We start from the raw sequence: 16,177 nt of genomic DNA on the forward strand, positions 1-16,177 counted from the left end.
CTTGAGTCCGGAGTTGCCCAGGTACCTGAATTCCATGCTCCCGACGCTAGCGGGCTTCCCCGCACCCAGGTACTCGCACGGCCCCTCACGGCGCGGGGAAGCCCGCTAGCGTCGGGAGCATGGAATTCAGGTACCTGGGCAACTCCGGACTCAAGATCTCCGAGATCACCTACGGCAACTGGCTGACGCACGGCTCGCAGGTCGAGAACGACGTCGCCACCCAGTGCGTCCGGGCAGCGCTCGACGCCGGCATCACCACGTTCGACACCGCCGACACGTACGCCAACACCGCCGCCGAGACCGTCCTCGGCGAGGCACTGAAGGCCGAGCGCCGTCAGTCGCTGGAGATCTTCACGAAGGTCTACTGGCCGACCGGGCCGAAGGGGCACAACGACGTCGGCCTCAGCCGCAAGCACATCATGGAGTCGATCGACGGGTCGCTCGAGCGCCTCCAGACCGACTACGTCGACCTCTACCAGGCGCACCGGTACGACCACGAGACCCCCCTCGAGGAGACGATGCAGGCCTTCGCCGACGTCGTCCGCCAGGGCAAGGCGCTGTACATCGGCGTCAGCGAGTGGAACGCCGAGCAGATCCGCGCCGGTGCCGCCCTCGCGAAGGAGCTCGGCTTCCAGCTCATCTCGAACCAGCCGCAGTACTCGATGCTGTGGCGCGTCATCGAGGGCGAGGTCGTCCCCGCGTCGAAGCAGCTCGGCCTCAGCCAGATCGTCTGGTCGCCGATCGCCCAGGGCGTGCTCACCGGCAAGTACAAGCCCGGCCAGCCCCTCCCCGAGGGCTCCCGCGCCACGGACGAGAAGGGCGGCGCCGACATGATCAAGCGGTTCATGCGCGACGAGGTCCTCGAGGCCGTCCAGCGCCTCCAGCCCGTCGCCGACCAGGCCGGCCTGACCCTGGCGCAGCTCGCCATCGCGTGGACGCTCCAGAACGAGAACGTCGCGAGTGCGATCGTCGGCGCGTCCCGTCCGGAGCAGGTCACCGACAACGTCAAGGCCGCGGGCGTGCGCCTGGACGCCGACGCCCTCGCGGCGATCGACGCAGCCCTGGGGGACATCCCGGAGCGCGACGCGTCGAAGACCGTCAGCCCGGCGTCGCGCCCCGCGTAGACGCGACCACCCTTCCGACCTGGAGGCGCGGTGCCAGCTGGCACCGCGCCTCCAGTCCGTCGTGGGGGCGCGTCCACCGCGACCCGCATGTGAACAGCGGGTGTCGCGAAACTGGCAGAACCATCCGTAAGTCTGTACCCCACCCAAACCGCCTCGAGAAGCCCCCCGAATCGGGGGCATGACCCGAACCGATACCCCCGTTGTGGTGCCATCCGCAACCGGCGCGGTACCCGTCCCTCCGCGCGCTGCCGTCGCGCGCCTGGTGGTGCTCGCGCGGCAACTCGTCTCCTTCGGCAGCATCGGCGCCGTCTGCTTCGTCATCGACCTCGGCGTCTACAACCTCCTCCGCGCGACCGTGATGCCCGACGGGCCCATCGCCGCGAAGATCGTCTCCGCCGTCGTGTCCACGGCCGTCGCCTGGATCGGCAACCGGTTCATCACGTTCCGGGCCGAGCGGCAGACCGGCCGCCGCGAGACCCTCCGGGAGGGCCTCCTGTTCGCGGTCACCAACCTCATCGGCCTCGGCATCGCCGCCGCGTGCCTCTTCGTCTCGCACTACGTCCTCGGTTTCACCTCCACCCTCGCCGACAACGTCGCCGGCAACGGGGTGGGTCTCGTGCTCGGCACCGCGTTCCGGTTCGCCGCGTACAAGGCCCTCGTCTTCCGTTCCACCGACGCTCACGCGAAGGAGCTCGCCGAATGACCATCTCCGCCACGCTGTGGACGGCCGCAGGGCCGCTGCTCCAGCCGAACGAGGGGACGGCTCCGTCGAGCGTCCCGAACCGCGGCACGACCGACGTCCCGACAGGAGGCTCGGGGCAGCTCCCGCAGGCCGCCTGGTCGGTCGGCGAGTGGGTCGGGTACTCGGCCCTCATCGCGATCTCCGTGCTGCTCACGATCATCGCGCTCACCACGCTGTGGTGGATGCTGCACGCCTGGCGCTCGCGCGACGCACTCAAGTCGACGAGCTTCAGCCAGACGCCGCGCCCGGCAGCGCACCGGTTCACGCTGCTGGTCCCCGGCCGCCACGAGCAGGACGTCATGGGGGAGACGCTCGACATGCTCGCGAAGCAGGACCACCCGGACTTCGAGATCATCGCGATCGTCGGCGAGGACGACCCCGAGACGGACGCCGTCGTGCGTGCCGCCGCGGCCCGGCACCCCGGGCTCATCACGGTCGTCGTCGACGACACCGCCCCGAAGAACAAGCCGAAGGCGATGAACCTCGCGCTCCAGTACGCGACGGGCGACATCGTCGGCGTGTTCGACGCGGAGGACGAGGTCTACCCGCGGCTGCTCTCCCTGGTCGACTCGCGCTTCCAGGAGACCGACGCCGACGTCGTGCAGGGCGGCGTGCAGCTGATGAACTTCAAGTCGAGCTGGTGGTCGCTCCGGAACGTGCTCGAGTACTACTTCTGGTTCCGCTCGCGCCTGCACTTCCACGCCGGGTCGAAGTTCATCCCGCTCGGCGGCAACACCGTCTTCGTGACGAAGGAACGCCTGGACTGGTCGAACGGCTGGGACGCGCACTGCCTCGCCGAGGACTGCGAGCTCGGCGTCCGACTGTCCGCCGACGGCGCCAAGGTCGTCGTCGCCTACAGCCCCGAAGCCGTCACCCGCGAGGAGACCCCGCCCACCTTCGCCTCCCTGCTCAAGCAGCGGACCCGGTGGAACCAGGGCTTCCTGCAGGTGCTCGGCAAGGGGGAGTGGAAGAAGCTCCCGTCGTTCCGCCAGCGGTTCTTCGCCCGCTACATGCTGACGATGCCGTTCATCCAGGCGGCCACCGGGCTGCTCATCCCGCTCAGCGTCCTGATGATCCTGTTCGTCAAGGTGCCGACGGCGATCGCCCTCGTGTCGTTCGTGCCCGTCGCCCCGACGCTCATGCTGCTCGCCGTCGAGGTCGTCGGCCTCAACGAGTTCGGTCGGCTCTACAAGGAGAAGGTCCGGATCCGCGACTACGTGAAGCTCGTGCTCGGCCTCGTGCCGTACCAGATCTTCCTCGCCGCAGCGGCGGTCCGGGCCGTGGTCCGGCACGCCAAGGGGCAGAACGGGTGGGAGAAGACCGAGCACACCGGGCAGCACCGCACGGCCGGGCAGTCGGCCGAGGTCGTCGGCTTCGCGAACGCCGTGACCACCGATCGGGCGGACGACCGCTCGGACGACCGTGAACTCGTCGCGTCGACCACCGGAGGGACCCGATGACCGCCAGCATCACCGACACCACCGGCATCCCGATCCGGGGCGCCGTCGCCCGCCAGCGCTCCGGCGTCGGCGCCTGGTTCCGCCGGCACGCCGCGAGCCTCGGCTGGCTCCTCCCCGTCCTCGCCGTGACCGTCGTCGTGCAGTCGTGGAACATGTCCGGCACGCCCCAGCGGATCGACGACGAGGGCACGTACACCGCCCAGGCCTGGGCGATCACGCACCTCGGCGAGATCACCCACTACACGTACTGGTACGACCACCCGCCGCTGGGCTGGATCCAGATCGCCGGGTACACCTCGCTGACCGGGGCGTTCGCGCGCTACCCGTTCGCCGTCGAGGCCGGGCGCGAGGCGATGGTGTTCTTCGCCGCCGTGTCGAGCATCCTGCTGTTCGTCCTCGCCCGCCGACTCGGTGCCGGCCGTGCCACCGCGGCGGTCGCGGGCCTCGTGTTCGCGCTGTCGCCCCTGGCCCTGCAGTACCACCGCACGGTCTACATCGACAACGTCGCGACGCCGTGGCTCCTCGCCGCGTTCGTCCTCGTGCTCAGCCGTCGCCAGCAGCTCGCCGGCTTCGCGGGTGCCGCTGCGTGTCTCGGCATCGCGGTGCTCTCGAAGGAGACGTACCTGCTCGCCCTGCCGTTCCTCATCTGGATCGCGGTGCGCCGGGCCGACCGGAGCACTCGCCGGTACACGCTCAGCGTCGCCGGGGCCGTGCTCGCCGTGATCGGTGGCGGCTACCTGCTGCTCGCCGCGGTGAAGGGCGAGCTCCTGCCCGGCACCGGTCGGGTCAGCCTCTTCGAGGGCATCACCTACCAGCTCGGTTCCCGGGCGGCCAGCGGATCGGTCTTCGACGCGGGGAGCCTCGCGAACGAAGCCGCCGCGCAGTGGTGGGCGCTCGACCCGGTGTTCATCGTGCTCGGCTCGGCCGCAGCGTTCGTCGGGCTGTTCCTCCGCCGGGTACGCCCGATCGCGGCGATGCTCGTGTTCCTGCTGCTCATGATGTTCCGCCCGAACGGGTACCTGCCCGTGCCGTACGTGATCATGCTCATCCCGTTCGCCGCGCTCCTCGTCGCCTACACCGCCGAACGTGCCGTCCTCGCCGTGCTCGGCCGCTTGCGCGGGACCTCGGGGACCGATGCGCGGGCCGTCGTCCGCCGGGGCCTCGGCACCACGTGGGCGGTCGTGACGTCCGCGGCACTCCTCGTCGCCCTCCCGCTCTGGGGCACGCAGCTGCGCGGGTTCGTGCTCGGCAACCTCGACCTGCCGATGCAGCAGGCCGAGCAGTGGGTCGGCGACAACGTCCCGAAGTCCTCGCGGCTGCTCGTGGACGACGCCATGTGGGTCGACCTCGTGCAGGACGGCTTCGCCCGGAACAACGTCATCTGGTACTACAAGCTCGACACCGACGCCGCGGTCGAACGCCAGTCGCCGAACGGCTGGAAGGACTCGGACTACGTCGTCACGACGGACTCCATGCGCACCGGCGGCAACTCGTCGTCGGACATCCGCCAGGCGATCGAGAACTCGACGACCGTCGCCGCGTTCGGCACCGGGAACCAGCGGGTCGACGTCCGACGCATCCACGCCGAGGGGTCGACGGCCGCCGAGGCCGCCATCACCCGCGCGACCGACCTCCGGAAGACGATGGGGACCGAGCTCGCCTCGAACCCGGCGCTCTTCGCCGACGAGGGCACCAAGTCGCAGTTCCGCGCCGGGCAGGTGGACTCGCGGGCGATGATCGCGCTCGGGCAGGTCCTCGCCGACGGGTTCGTCGAGGTCGACCGGTTCACGCCGGTGTCCGGCGAGACCGGGCAGCCCTTCCGGCGGGTCGTCCTGGAGGCCCCCGGCAACGCCGAGGCGTCCCGCGTCGAGGCCACCCTCGACGCCATGGCCAGCGGGTTCCGACCCGACTCGGTCGAGCGGGACGGGTCGCGCCTGACCGTCGTCTACGCCCCCGCCGACCCGACCACGACCGCGACGAGCGCCTCGTGACCGCCGCCGCACCCACGCACCAGACCCGAACCACGACCAGAAGGAGCACCACCATGCCCGCACCTCGTCGCACCCTCCTCGTCGGCGCCCTCGCCACGAGCCTCGTCGCCGCAGCCGTCGGCCTCGCGCCGCAAGCAGCGACCGCCGCCACACCCGCCGCCACCTCGAGCGACCAGGGCTGGCTCCGCGTCGGCCACCTCTCCCCGGACACGAAGGGCGTCGACGTCGAGCTGTCGAGCCTGGCCGGCGGCAAGACGGTCTTCGAGCTCGACGACGTCACCTACGGCCAGGTCAGCCCGTACCAGGAGCTCCCGGTCGGCACCTACGTCCTGTCGATGCGCGCCGCCGACGCCCCCGACTCGACCCCGGTGATCTCCACCGACGTCACGGTCGACAAGGGCGACGCGAGCACCGTCGTCGCCTACGGCAAGAACTCGGGGCTCAAGACGACCGCGTTCACCGACGACCTCCAGCAGCCCGGCGACGGCAAGGCGAAGCTCCGGCTCGTGCAGGCCGCGACCACCGCGAAGTCGGTCGACGTGAGCACCTCCGAGGGGACCGCCGTCGCCGAGGACGCTGCCTTCGGCACCGCCACGAAGTACGCCACCGTCGACGCCGGCAAGTGGACGCTCGACGTCTCGGGCAGCGGGCAGCGGGGCACGGCGAAGGTCGACCTCGCGGGCAACACCGTCTCGACGCTGTTCGTGCTCGACGACAGCAAGGGCGACCTCACGGTCGTGCCCGTCACGGACGCGGCAGCCACGGCGTCCACGCCGTCCGGCGGGGTGCAGACCGGTGGTGGCGGCGCGGCCGCCGACCCGGTCGAGCAGGCCACCCACGACCTGATCGCGACGCTCCGCTCGCTGTTCCGCTGACGCCGGACCGGAGGCGCGGATCACCCCAGCGGATCCGCCCGCGTGATCCGCGCCTCCCGGCCCCACCCCGCACCCAGTCAGGAAGGCAGGCCGCATGACCCGCAGGACCTGGATCCCCGTGACCGCCGCAGCCGCGGTGCTCGTCGCGCTCGGCATCGCGCTCGTCGCGGTGCGCCCGTGGGGCGCCTCGCAGCCGGAGGCCGGAGGTGCGTCGACCCCGACGTCCTCGGCGGCGCCGGACGCAGCGCGCTCGCCGGAGCAGCTGCGGACGGACTTCCTCGACCGGTACGTGCAGGACGGCCGCGTCGTCCGCACAGACCAGGGCGGCGACACCGTCAGCGAGGGGCAGGCCTACGGACTCCTGATCGCCTACGCGAACGGCGACCGCCGGCGCTTCGGCGAGATCTGGACGTGGACGAAGCGACACCTGCTCACCGACGACCACCTGCTCGCGTGGCGGTGGACGCCGGACGACGGCATCGCCGACGGGCAGTCAGCGAGCGACGCCGACCTCGACGCCGCCAGGGCACTCGTGCTCGCGGGGTCCTCGTGGGACGAGCCCCGGTACACCACGGCGGGGAAGACCATGGCGTCCGCGATCCTCGAGCACGAGACCGCCACGACCGAGCTCGGGACGATCCTGCTGCCCGGGCCGTGGGCCGACTCCGAGCCGTACCGGTACGACGCCTCGTACGCGTCACCGGCGGCGTACGACGTGCTGGCGAAGGCGACCGGCGACGACCGGTGGGAGGCGCTCGGCTCCGGGTCGCGAGCGGTCACGCGGGCCGTGCTCGCCGGGTCCGACCTGCCGAGTGACTGGTCCCAGGTGCACGCCGACGGCACGGTCGACCCGATGCCCGCGACCGGCGGGGACGACCGGGTGCTGTACGGGTACGACGCGATGCGGCTGCCGCTCCGGTACGCCGAGGCCTGCGCCGCGCAGGACCGGTCCCTGGCCGGGTCGATCGCGCCGACGCTCCGGCGGCAGACGCAGTTGGCGGCACAGCTCGACCTCGGCGGGACGGCCGTGACGGGGGACACGAACGCGCTGGCGTACGTGGCGCGGGCTGCTGCGGAGCAGGCCTCCGGGCAGTCGGCAGCGGCGGCGACGGACCTGCGCCGGGCGGACCGGACGGCTGCGACGACGCCGACGTACTACGGGGACGCGTGGGCGGCGCTCGGCGCGACGATGCTCACGTCCGACGTGCTCGGCGGGTGCGCGACGCGTGCCGGGGGTGCGTCGTGAGCGGGCGGCGGCGGGCCGGGGCGCGCGGGGACGCGCCCGAGACTCGGCTGGGCGGACGAGTTCGCGCTGCCGAAGGCCGCGGTGTGTCCGGCGAGCCGAGACTCGGCGCGCACGGACCGCGGCGGCGCGGCGTGCTCGTCGGGGCCGTCGTGGCCGGGGTGCTCGTGGTGGGCGGGGTCACCGGCGTCGCGGTCGCTGCCACCAACGGGACCGGGGGACCGACGGTGGCCGGGTCCTCCTCGCCGACCGCCGGATCGTCGGCCACTGCGGCACCCGCGGCCGGGAGCGCGACCGACGGCTTCCAGGACCCGGCAGCCCCCGCCGCCCGGTCCGACGCCACCCCGGTCCGTGTGACCATCCCCGCCATCGGGGTGTCCTCGTCGCTCGAGGACCTCCACCGCGGCGCCGCCGGCGAACTCGACCCGCCGAAGGACTGGGACAGCGCCGGGTGGTTCAGCGACGGCATCGTCCCGGGTGAGGTCGGCCCCGCCGTCATCGCCGGGCACGTCGACAGCCCCACCGCCGCAGCCGTCTTCTTCCGGCTCGACGAACTGGTCCCCGGTGACGAGGTCCACGTCGCCATGTCCGACGGCTCCACCCGCACCTTCACGGTGGACCGGTCCGAACGGGCGGCGAAGTCGGCGTTCCCCACGAGCGACGTCTACGGCACCGCCCCCACACCCCAGCTGCGCCTCATCACGTGTGACGGCACGTTCGACACGGCCACAGGTCATTACACGGACAATCTGATCGTGTTCGCAGACCTCTCGTCGGACTGACGCAGCGACCGGCCGATATCTTCGATGTCAAGCGCAAGGAGCACCATGAGCACGACACTGGTCATCATCCCGACCTACGACGAGGCGAAGAACGTCCGCCCCATCGTCGAGCGCACCCTGGCGGCCACCGACGCCGACGTGCACGTGCTCGTCGTGGACGACAACTCCCCGGACGGCACCGGCGACATCGCCGACCAGATCGCGCGTGAGACCGACCGGGTGCACGTGATGCACCGCACCGTGAAGGACGGCCTCGGCGGTGCGTACCTCGCCGGGTTCGCCTGGGGCCTCGAGCACGGGTACGACAAGCTCGTCGAGATGGACGCGGACGGCTCCCACCACCCCGAGTACCTGCCCTGGATGATCGAGCTCGCCGACACGAACGACCTCGTCCTCGGCTCGCGCTGGATCAAGGGCGGCGCCGTGGAGAACTGGCCCTGGTACCGCGAGCTTCTCTCCCGCGGCGGCAACCTCTACACGCGCCTCGCGCTCGGCATCGCGGTGCGTGACGCGACCGGCGGGTTCCGGGTGTTCACCTCGCGGGCGTTCGAGCGCATCGACCTCGCCGGCGTCGCCTCGAAGGGCTACTGCTTCCAGGTGGACCTCTGCTGGCGCGCGCTCGAGGCCGGTCTGCGCGTCGTCGAGACCCCGATCACGTTCACCGAGCGGGAGTTCGGCGTCTCGAAGATGAGCGGCAACATCGTCCGGGAGAGCCTCACGCTCGTCACGAAGTGGGGCATCGACCGGCGCATCCGTGAGGCCCGGTCCCTCGTCAAGGACCACCGCCGACTGCCGTCGGTGCGGGCGAACGCGCACGCGGTCGCCGACCACGCGGCCTGACGGGCTGCTGACGGGCTTCCTGGAGGCGCGGTGCCGGCTGGCACCGCGCCTCCGGTCCGTCTGTGGTCGCGTCGCGTCCGTGGTCGTGTCGCGTCTGTGGTCGCGGCGCGTCCGCGTGGCGCGTCCGCGTGGCGCGAAAGCGACTCCGTGCGGATCCGTCCGCCGTCCGTGGCGGCACAGCGACAGGTTCCCGGACGGCGATGGCGGGTGCCTGTCGCTTTCGCGGAGGCGCCCGTCGAGGGGCGAGGCGGGCCCGGCGAGGCGTGCGGGCGGGCAGACGAGCGGCCCGTGGCGGAGTCGCCACGGGCCGTTCGGTTCGCGCTGGTCGGCTTCGCGCTGGTCGGCTTCGCGCTGGTCAGCGCAGGACGACGACTCCACGCCCGGTGAAGCGGACGCAGTCCGTCGCGACGTCGGCCTCGCCGAAGCGGTAGAGCTCCTCGCCGGTGGCGCCGGGGACGGGCACCTCGGCTGCGTCGTCGAGGAAGTTCACCACGACGTGCACCGGCCGGGCGTCCGGGCCGAGCAACCCGCGCGTGAGCACGAGCCAGCGCCGGTCCTCGCTGCAGCGCACGGCGTTCGCCTCGTACCGCTGGTCGACGAAGGCCTGGTCGGTCCGCCGCAGGGCGACGAGCACGCGGTAGGCCCGGAGGATCGCCGCGCCCCGCTCGGAATCGACGTCCGACCAGTCGAGCTTCGAGTTCGTGAACGTCGTCGGGTCCTGCGGGTCCGGCACGGCCGACTCGTCCCAGCCGTGCTCGGCGAACTCCTTGATGCGACCCTCGGCCGTGGCCTTGCCGAGCTCCGGTTCGGGGTGCGACGTGAAGAACTGCCACGGGGTCGAGGCGGCGAACTCCTCGCCCATGAAGAGCATCGGCGTGAACGGACCGAGCAGCGTCAGGGCCGCGGCGATCACGAGACCCTCGTCGCTCACGGTGGCCGCGAGACGGTCGCCCGCGGCACGGTTGCCGATCTGGTCGTGGTTCTGGTTCGCGACGACGAGGGCCGTCGTCGGCGAGGTCCCGCGGTCGATCGGTCGCCCGTGCCGCTTCCCCCGGAACGACGACCACGTGCCGTCGTGGAAGAACCCGTGCTCGAGGACCTTCGCCAGCGCGGAGAGCGGTGCGAAGTCGGCGTAGTAGCCGTTCGTCTCACCCGTCAGCGCGACGTGGACCGCGTGGTGGAAGTCGTCCGACCACTGCCCGGCGAGGCCGTAGCCCGAGGCCTCCTGCGGGCGGAACATGATCGGGTCGTTGAGGTCGGACTCCGCGATGAGCGAGAGCGGCCGCCCGACGAAGGCGGAGTACGCGTCCGTCTCGGAGGCCATCGCCTGCAGCACGTGCGGGCGCGTGGTGTCCCGCAGGGCGTGCACGGCGTCGAGCCGGAGTCCGTCGACGTGGTGGTCGCGGAACCACATCCGGACGTTGTCGAGCACGTACCGACGGACCTCGGGGTGTTCGACGTTCACCGAGTCGCCCCAGGTGTTGCCGAGCCCCTGCAGCAGGTACGGCCCGTACAGCGGCAGGTAGTTGCCGCTCGGCCCGAGGTGGTTGTACACGACGTCCTGGATGACCCCGAGGCCGAGTGCGTGCGCACGGTCGACGAAGCGGTCGTACGCGTCCGGGCCGCCGTACGGGGCGTGCACCGCGAACCAGCCGACGCCGTCGTAGCCCCAGTTCCACTCGCCGTTCACCGCGTTGACGGGCAGGAGCTCGACGAACTCCACCCCGAGCTCGACGAGGTGGTCGAGCTTCGCGGCCGCGGCGTCGAGCGTGCCCTCGGACGTGTAGGTGCCGACGTGCATCTCGTAGATCACGCCGCCGCGTGCCGGACGCCCGGTCCACGCGTCGTCCGTCCACGAGAACCGTGCGGGGTCGACGACCTCGGACGGGCCGTGCACCCCCTCGGGCTGGAAGCGGCTGCGCGGATCGGGCCGCACCGCGTCGTCGTCGCCGATGCGGAAGCCGTAGCGGGCTCCGACGACGGGGACGATCGCATCGGTCGTCCACCAGTCGTCGGGGCGGCGGGTCAGCGGGTACTCGGTGCCGTCGACCACGAGGCGCACGCGCTCCGGTGTCGGCGCCCAGACGGCGTAGCGGTCGGGTGCGGTCATGCGTGACCCTCCAGGATGTCGATCTCGGCCTGCGCGTCGGACTCACCGGCAGAGCCGGAGCCGCTGTCGGCGGTCGCCCCGCTGTCGGCGTGGGTCTCCGTGCCGTGGTCCGTCGCCTCGGCCACGTGCGCCGGGACGAGCAGTGCGACGGGGTAGTCGGTGAGCAGTTCGGCGAGGGCGATGCCCCGGCCGGCCGGCACGCTGCGGCCGGTGAGCAGGTCGACGCGGTCCTGGGGCACGGCGTGCACGAGGGTGTCGCCCCATCCGCCGACCCGCTCGAGCCCGATCGGCAGGCGCGTCGCGATCGTGACCGCGCCCCCACGGTCGAACGCGATCACGTGGTCCGCCGCGCTGCCGGTCGCCTCGAGCGCGAGGTAGCGGGTGAAGAGCTCCGGGTGGTCGCGCCGCACACGGAGCGCACGACTCGTCACCAGGAGCTTCGCCGCACCGTCGAGCCCGACGTCGGGGAGCCGTTCGGGGCCGTCGTCGTCCGGGCCGTCGAGTTCGGCCAGGACGTGCCGGCGCTCGGTGTAGTCCACCGGCCGACGGTTGTCCGGGTCGACGAGCGAGCGGTCCCAGAACTCGGTGCCCTGGTAGACGTCCGGCACCCCGGGCGCGGTGAGCTGCACGAGCTTCTGTCCGAGCCCGTTCGACCACCCGGCGGCGTCGATCCGTTCGTCGAGCGCATCGAGCACGGCGACCACGGCCGGGTCGTCGAACGCGGCGTCGACGAGCGCGTGCATGCGGCGTTCGAAGTCCTCGTCCGGAGCCGTCCACGTGGTGCTGTCGCCGGCTTCGCGCGAGGCCTTCTCGGCGTAGGCGTGCAGGCGTTCCCGGCTGCCCGGGCGCGCACCGACGATCGCCTGCCAGAGCAGGTCGGCCAGCACGGCGTCCTCGAGCGGGGCGAGGGACTGCAGGCGTTCGAGCGTCGACGCCCACTCGTGCCCGAGCTCGGCGAGCACGGCGATGCGCGCGCGGGTGTCCTCGCTGCGCTTGGTGTCGTGCGTCGTGAGGGTCGTCATCGTGTGCGGCCAGCTGCCGAGCCGGTCGCGCTGCGCCTGGTGGAAGGCACGGACCGACACCGAGAACACGCTCGGGTCGCCGCCGACCTCGCTCAGGGACGTCAGGCGGGAGGTCCGGTAGAACGCGGTGTCCTCGACGCCCTTCGCCATCACCATGCCGCTCGTCTGCTGGAGGCGGATCGCCGCGGCGTTCGCGGGGTCGACCAGCGCCGGGGCGATCCGGTCGATGACGTCGTCGAGGTCCGGCCGCGCCGAGGCCGCACCTTCGAGAGCGTCGATGAGGTGGTGCGCGCCCTCGGGCAGGTACGTCCGGTACACGTCGAACGAGGCCACGATCTCGGCGACCGCGTCGACGATCCGCTCGTGGGGGAGCGGTGCGGACGCGGCGCTGCCGGTGCCGGGGCCGAGCAGCCGCGCGAGCCGCTCGACCTCGCTGCCGAGGATGCCGTCCGCGATGCCGCGACGGGTGTCGTGCGTCAGCTGCTGCCAGTCGGTCGGCTCGGCCCCGGATGCCGCGGTCAGCGAGTCCTCGCCGGCGGGGTCGACGAACACCCGGTCGAGCACGCCGAGGGCGTCGTAACCGGTGGTGCCGTCGACCGGCCAGCTCGCGGGGAGTTCCTCGCCCGGCTCGAGGATCTTCTCGACGAGCGTGTAGGCGCCGTCGGTGAGCGCCGCGAGGTCCTGCAGGTAGCCGGCGGGGTCGTACAGCCCGTCGGGGTGGTCGATGCGGAGTCCGTCGACGAGGCCGTCGCGGAACCACGCGCCGATCGTGGCGTGGGAGGCCGCGAAGACCTCGGGTTCCTCGACCCGGATCGCCGCGAGCGTGTTCACCGCGAAGAACCGCCGGTAGTTCAGCTCGTGGTCGGCGCGCTTCCAGTGCACGAACTCGTAGTGCTGCCGGGCGTGGACGTCGGCCACCGAGTCGCCGTCGTGCACCGTGCCCGGGGCGGTCGGGTAGGCCGTGTCGCCCAGGTACAGCCGGCCGTCACGAAGTTCGACCGCGTCGAGCAGCCGGTCGTCGAGCACCGGGACGCGGAGCTTGCCGTCCCCGGCGTCCCAGTCGACGTCGAAGGCCCAGGCGACGGGGGACCCCTGGCCGTGCTCGAGGAGGGACCACCACCACGGGTTCACCGCGGGCGTGGCCACACCGACGTGGTTCGGTACGACGTCCACCAGGACGCCGAGACCGACGGCGTGGGCGGCGTCGGCGAGCGCTCGGAGCGCCTCGTCACCGCCCCGCTCGGTGTCGACGTGGCCGTGGTCGACGACGTCGTAGCCGTGCTGGGACCCGGGCTCGGCCTGCAGCACCGGGGAGAGGTAGAGCCAGTCCGCGCCGAGGTCGCGCACGTAGTCGACGACGTCGCGTGCGGCCGACAGGTCGAAGTCCGGCGTGACCTGCAGCCGGTACGTCGAGGTGGGGACGCGCCGGGCGGTCACTGCTGGCCGCCGCTCGTGGCGGAGGGAGCCGTGGCACCGGCGGGGTTCACCGGTGTGACGGCGTCCCGCGGTGCCGCCGTGGCCGGTCGTGACGAGTCGGTGTCCACCGGGGTCACCGTGACCTCGTGGTCGGGCTCGGCCCGCAGCACGATCATCGAGCGTGCCGGGACGTCGAGCGGCGTGCCGGCGTCGAGGACCTCGTCACGCGCACCCGGTTCGGCGGTGTCGATCCGCACCGTCCAGCCCGGCGAGTACTCCTCGGGGGGCAGTGTGAACGTCACGGTGTCGTCGTGCGCGTTGAAGTACGTGATGAAGGCGACGTCGGTGACACGCTCGCCGCGGGAGTCGCGCCCGCGGATCCCGTTGCCGTTCAGGTACATGCCGACGCTCTTGCCGAAGCCGGAGTCCCAGTCCTCGGGTTCCATGGCGTCGCCGGAGGGCGTGAGCCACACGACGTCCGGCAGCGGCTCGTCCTGCCCGCGACGGACCGGACGCCCGTTGAAGTACCGCGTGCGGCGGAACGTCGGGTGGTCGTGCCGGAGCTTCACGACGTCGGCCGTGAACTGGATGAGGTCGTCGTCGGCGGCGTCCCAGTCGATCCAGCTCAGGGCGGAGTCCTGGGCGTACACGTTGTTGTTGCCGGACTGCGTGCGTCCGAGCTCGTCGCCGTGGGCGATCATCGGGACACCCTGGCTGAGCAGCAGCGTCGCGAGGAAGTTCCGTCGGCGCTGCAGCCGCAGGGCGTTGATCGACTCGTCGTCGGTCGGGCCCTCGGCGCCGGAGTTCCACGACCGGTTGTGGCTCTCGCCGTCGTTGTTGTCCTCGCCGTTGGCCTCGTTGTGCTTCTCGTTGTAGGCGACGAGGTCGTACAGCGTGAAGCCGTCGTGCGCCGTGATGAAGTTGATGCTCGCCTTGGGCGTGCGGCCGTCGTGCTCGTAGAGGTCGGCCGAGCCGGAGATCCGCGACGCGAACTCGCCGAGGGTGGAGGGCTCTCCCCGCCAGAAGTCGCGGACGGTGTCGCGGTACTTGCCGTTCCACTCGGACCACTGCGGCGGGAAGTTGCCGACCTGGTAGCCACCGGGGCCGACGTCCCACGGCTCGGCGATGAGCTTCACCTGGGACACGATCGGGTCCTGCTGGACCAGTTCGAAGAACGCCGCCAGCCGGTCCACCTCGTAGAACTCACGCGCCAGGGCGGCCGCGAGGTCGAAGCGGAAGCCGTCGACGTGCATCTCGGTGACCCAGTACCGCAGCGAGTCCATGATGAGCTGCAGCGAGTGCGGGTGCCCGACGTTGAGCGAGTTGCCCGTGCCCGTGGTGTCCATGTAGTACCGCTTGTCGTCCTCGACGAGGCGGTAGTAGGCGGCGTTGTCGATCCCGCGGAAGGACAGCGTCGGGCCGAGGTGGTTCCCCTCGGCCGTGTGGTTGTACACCACGTCGAGGACGACCTCGATGCCGGCACGGTGCAGTTCGCGGACCATCGCCTTGAACTCCTGCACCTGCTGTCCGTGGTCGCCCGAGGACGAGTAGTGCGAGTGCGGCGCGAAGAAGCCGATCGTGTTGTAGCCCCAGTAGTTCGACAGCCCCTTGTCCTGCAGGGTCGAGTCGTTGACGAACTGGTGCACGGGCATGAGTTCGAGCGTGGTGACACCGAGCCGCTGCAGGTGCGCGATCACGGCCGGGTGCGCGACCCCCGCGTACGTCCCCCGCTGTTCCTCGGGCACGTCGGGGTGCGTCTCGGTGAGGCCCTTGACGTGTGCCTCGTAGATCACCGTCTCGCCGTAGGGGATCCGAGGAGCCCGGTCGCCCTGCCAGTCGAAGAACGGGTTGATGACGACGCCCTTCATCATGTGCGGCGCCGAGTCCTGGTCGTCGGTCGAGTCCGGGTCGCCGAACGTGTACGAGAAGAGCGCCTGGTCCCAGTCGATGTCGCCGCTGGTCGCCTTGGCGTACGGGTCGAGGAGCAGCTTGTTCGCGTTGGCGCGGAGCCCCTTCTCGGGGGCGTACTCGCCGTGCACCCGGAAGCCGTACTGCTGGCCGGGGCCGACGTTCGGGAGGTAGGCGTGCCAGACGTACGCATCGACCTCGACGAGGTCGATGCACTGTTCGTTCCCGTCGTCGTCGAAGAGACAGAGTTCCACGCGTTCGGCGACCTCGCTGAAGAGGGCGAAGTTCGTGCCGCTCCCGTCGTAGGTCGCCCCGAGCGGGTACGGGTTGCCGGGCCAGGTGTGCAAACGGTCCTCCAGGTGTGGGTCCCGCCAACATATCGGCGGGAGCCGACCGCGTCCGCAGACAAGCTCCGGCCGTGGACGGATGCGCGGGCAGCTCTGCCTGTGGAGGAACGGGCGAGTAGCGTCGCGCGCATGGCCAACATCGTCACGCAGATCGCAGAGAAGGTACGCCCCGTCGGCGTGTCCACGAACTACGGGGAGCCGGTCGAGGTCGGCGACCAGACCCTCATCCCGGTGTCCGCCGGCCTGGCTCTTATGCACAACGCGCGGCGCCGCACGAAGTCAGTGGCTATAGTGCCGGTGGTGCCGTGCTCATCAAA

At 71.5% G+C, this 16,177-nt stretch carries 11 protein-coding genes and 1 pseudogene; 9 read left to right on the plus strand and 3 right to left on the minus strand.

What is annotated here, in order from left to right; genetic code table 11:
• Positions 1-119: 119 nt before the first annotated feature.
• The 8 genes from JSX79_RS17135 (at position 120) to JSX79_RS17170 (ending at position 9,057) form a co-directional block, all read left to right on the plus strand.
• Positions 120-1,124, plus strand: a complete 1,005-nt coding sequence (locus tag JSX79_RS17135; protein ID WP_229087280.1) for an aldo/keto reductase family protein — start codon at positions 120-122, stop codon at positions 1,122-1,124.
• Positions 1,125-1,329: 205 nt separating this feature from the next.
• A complete protein-coding gene (locus tag JSX79_RS17140; RefSeq protein ID WP_071295941.1) occupies positions 1,330-1,827 on the plus strand; it encodes a GtrA family protein in 498 nt (165 codons plus the stop codon).
• Positions 1,824-3,326: a glycosyltransferase gene (locus JSX79_RS17145; protein WP_071302939.1), complete on the plus strand. Its 1,503-nt coding sequence runs from the start codon at positions 1,824-1,826 to the stop codon at positions 3,324-3,326. The genes JSX79_RS17140 and JSX79_RS17145 overlap by 4 nt, the downstream gene beginning before the upstream one ends.
• On the plus strand, positions 3,323-5,317 hold the full coding sequence (locus tag JSX79_RS17150) for a glycosyltransferase family 39 protein (protein WP_229087282.1): 1,995 nt from the start codon (positions 3,323-3,325) through the stop codon (positions 5,315-5,317). Before JSX79_RS17145 ends, JSX79_RS17150 begins: the two co-directional genes overlap by 4 nt.
• A gap of 53 nt (positions 5,318-5,370) precedes the next feature.
• The gene (locus tag JSX79_RS17155; RefSeq protein ID WP_229087283.1) at positions 5,371-6,192 is read left to right on the plus strand and encodes a DUF4397 domain-containing protein; all 822 of its coding nucleotides are present in this window, start codon (positions 5,371-5,373) and stop codon (positions 6,190-6,192) included.
• 94 nt (positions 6,193-6,286) lie between these two features.
• On the plus strand, positions 6,287-7,438 hold the full coding sequence (locus JSX79_RS17160) for a glycosyl hydrolase family 8 (protein ID WP_229087287.1): 1,152 nt from the start codon (positions 6,287-6,289) through the stop codon (positions 7,436-7,438).
• Positions 7,439-7,569: 131 nt separating this feature from the next.
• Positions 7,570-8,217, plus strand: coding sequence for a class F sortase (locus JSX79_RS17165; protein WP_229087290.1), 648 nt, complete (start codon positions 7,570-7,572; stop codon positions 8,215-8,217).
• A gap of 45 nt (positions 8,218-8,262) precedes the next feature.
• Positions 8,263-9,057 carry a polyprenol monophosphomannose synthase gene (locus tag JSX79_RS17170; RefSeq protein ID WP_229087291.1) on the plus strand — a complete coding sequence of 265 codons (795 nt, stop codon included), beginning with the start codon at positions 8,263-8,265 and terminating at the stop codon, positions 9,055-9,057.
• Between the two features lie 355 nt (positions 9,058-9,412).
• Here the strand turns inward: JSX79_RS17170 and treZ are convergent, their stop codons facing one another.
• The 3 genes from treZ to glgX are packed head-to-tail and all read right to left on the minus strand — an operon-like array spanning position 9,413 to position 15,860.
• Complete coding sequence (gene treZ / locus JSX79_RS17175) at positions 9,413-11,167, minus strand: malto-oligosyltrehalose trehalohydrolase (RefSeq protein WP_229087293.1); 1,755 nt, start codon at positions 11,165-11,167, stop codon at positions 9,413-9,415.
• Positions 11,164-13,626 (minus strand): malto-oligosyltrehalose synthase, encoded by a 2,463-nt coding sequence (treY, locus tag JSX79_RS17180; protein ID WP_229087295.1) that lies wholly within the window; start codon positions 13,624-13,626, stop codon positions 11,164-11,166. Before treY ends, treZ begins: the two co-directional genes overlap by 4 nt.
• Positions 13,623-15,860, minus strand: a complete 2,238-nt coding sequence (glgX, locus tag JSX79_RS17185) for a glycogen debranching protein GlgX (RefSeq protein ID WP_229087296.1) — start codon at positions 15,858-15,860, stop codon at positions 13,623-13,625. The genes treY and glgX overlap by 4 nt, the downstream gene beginning before the upstream one ends.
• Before the next feature lie 129 nt (positions 15,861-15,989).
• Between glgX and JSX79_RS17190 the strand changes: the two are divergent.
• Positions 15,990-16,177: pseudogene (locus JSX79_RS17190) on the plus strand (hypothetical protein); the annotation flags it as partial.

Source organism: Curtobacterium sp. GD1, from assembly GCF_020882855.1.
In the GTDB taxonomy this organism is placed as follows: Bacteria; Actinomycetota; Actinomycetes; order Actinomycetales; family Microbacteriaceae; genus Curtobacterium.

Bases quoted from the DNA above. Each gene is read 5' to 3' on its own strand.
- treZ (WP_229087293.1), bottom strand. From the start codon at position 11,167: ATGACCGCACCCGACCGCTACGCCGTCTGGGCGCCGACACCGGAGCGC.
- JSX79_RS17145 (WP_071302939.1), top strand. From the start codon at position 1,824: ATGACCATCTCCGCCACGCTGTGGACGGCCGCAGGGCCGCTGCTCCAG.
- JSX79_RS17155 (WP_229087283.1), top strand. From the start codon at position 5,371: ATGCCCGCACCTCGTCGCACCCTCCTCGTCGGCGCCCTCGCCACGAGC.
- JSX79_RS17150 (WP_229087282.1), top strand. From the start codon at position 3,323: ATGACCGCCAGCATCACCGACACCACCGGCATCCCGATCCGGGGCGCC.
- JSX79_RS17135 (WP_229087280.1), top strand. From the start codon at position 120: ATGGAATTCAGGTACCTGGGCAACTCCGGACTCAAGATCTCCGAGATC.
- JSX79_RS17170 (WP_229087291.1), top strand. From the start codon at position 8,263: ATGAGCACGACACTGGTCATCATCCCGACCTACGACGAGGCGAAGAAC.
- JSX79_RS17160 (WP_229087287.1), top strand. From the start codon at position 6,287: ATGACCCGCAGGACCTGGATCCCCGTGACCGCCGCAGCCGCGGTGCTC.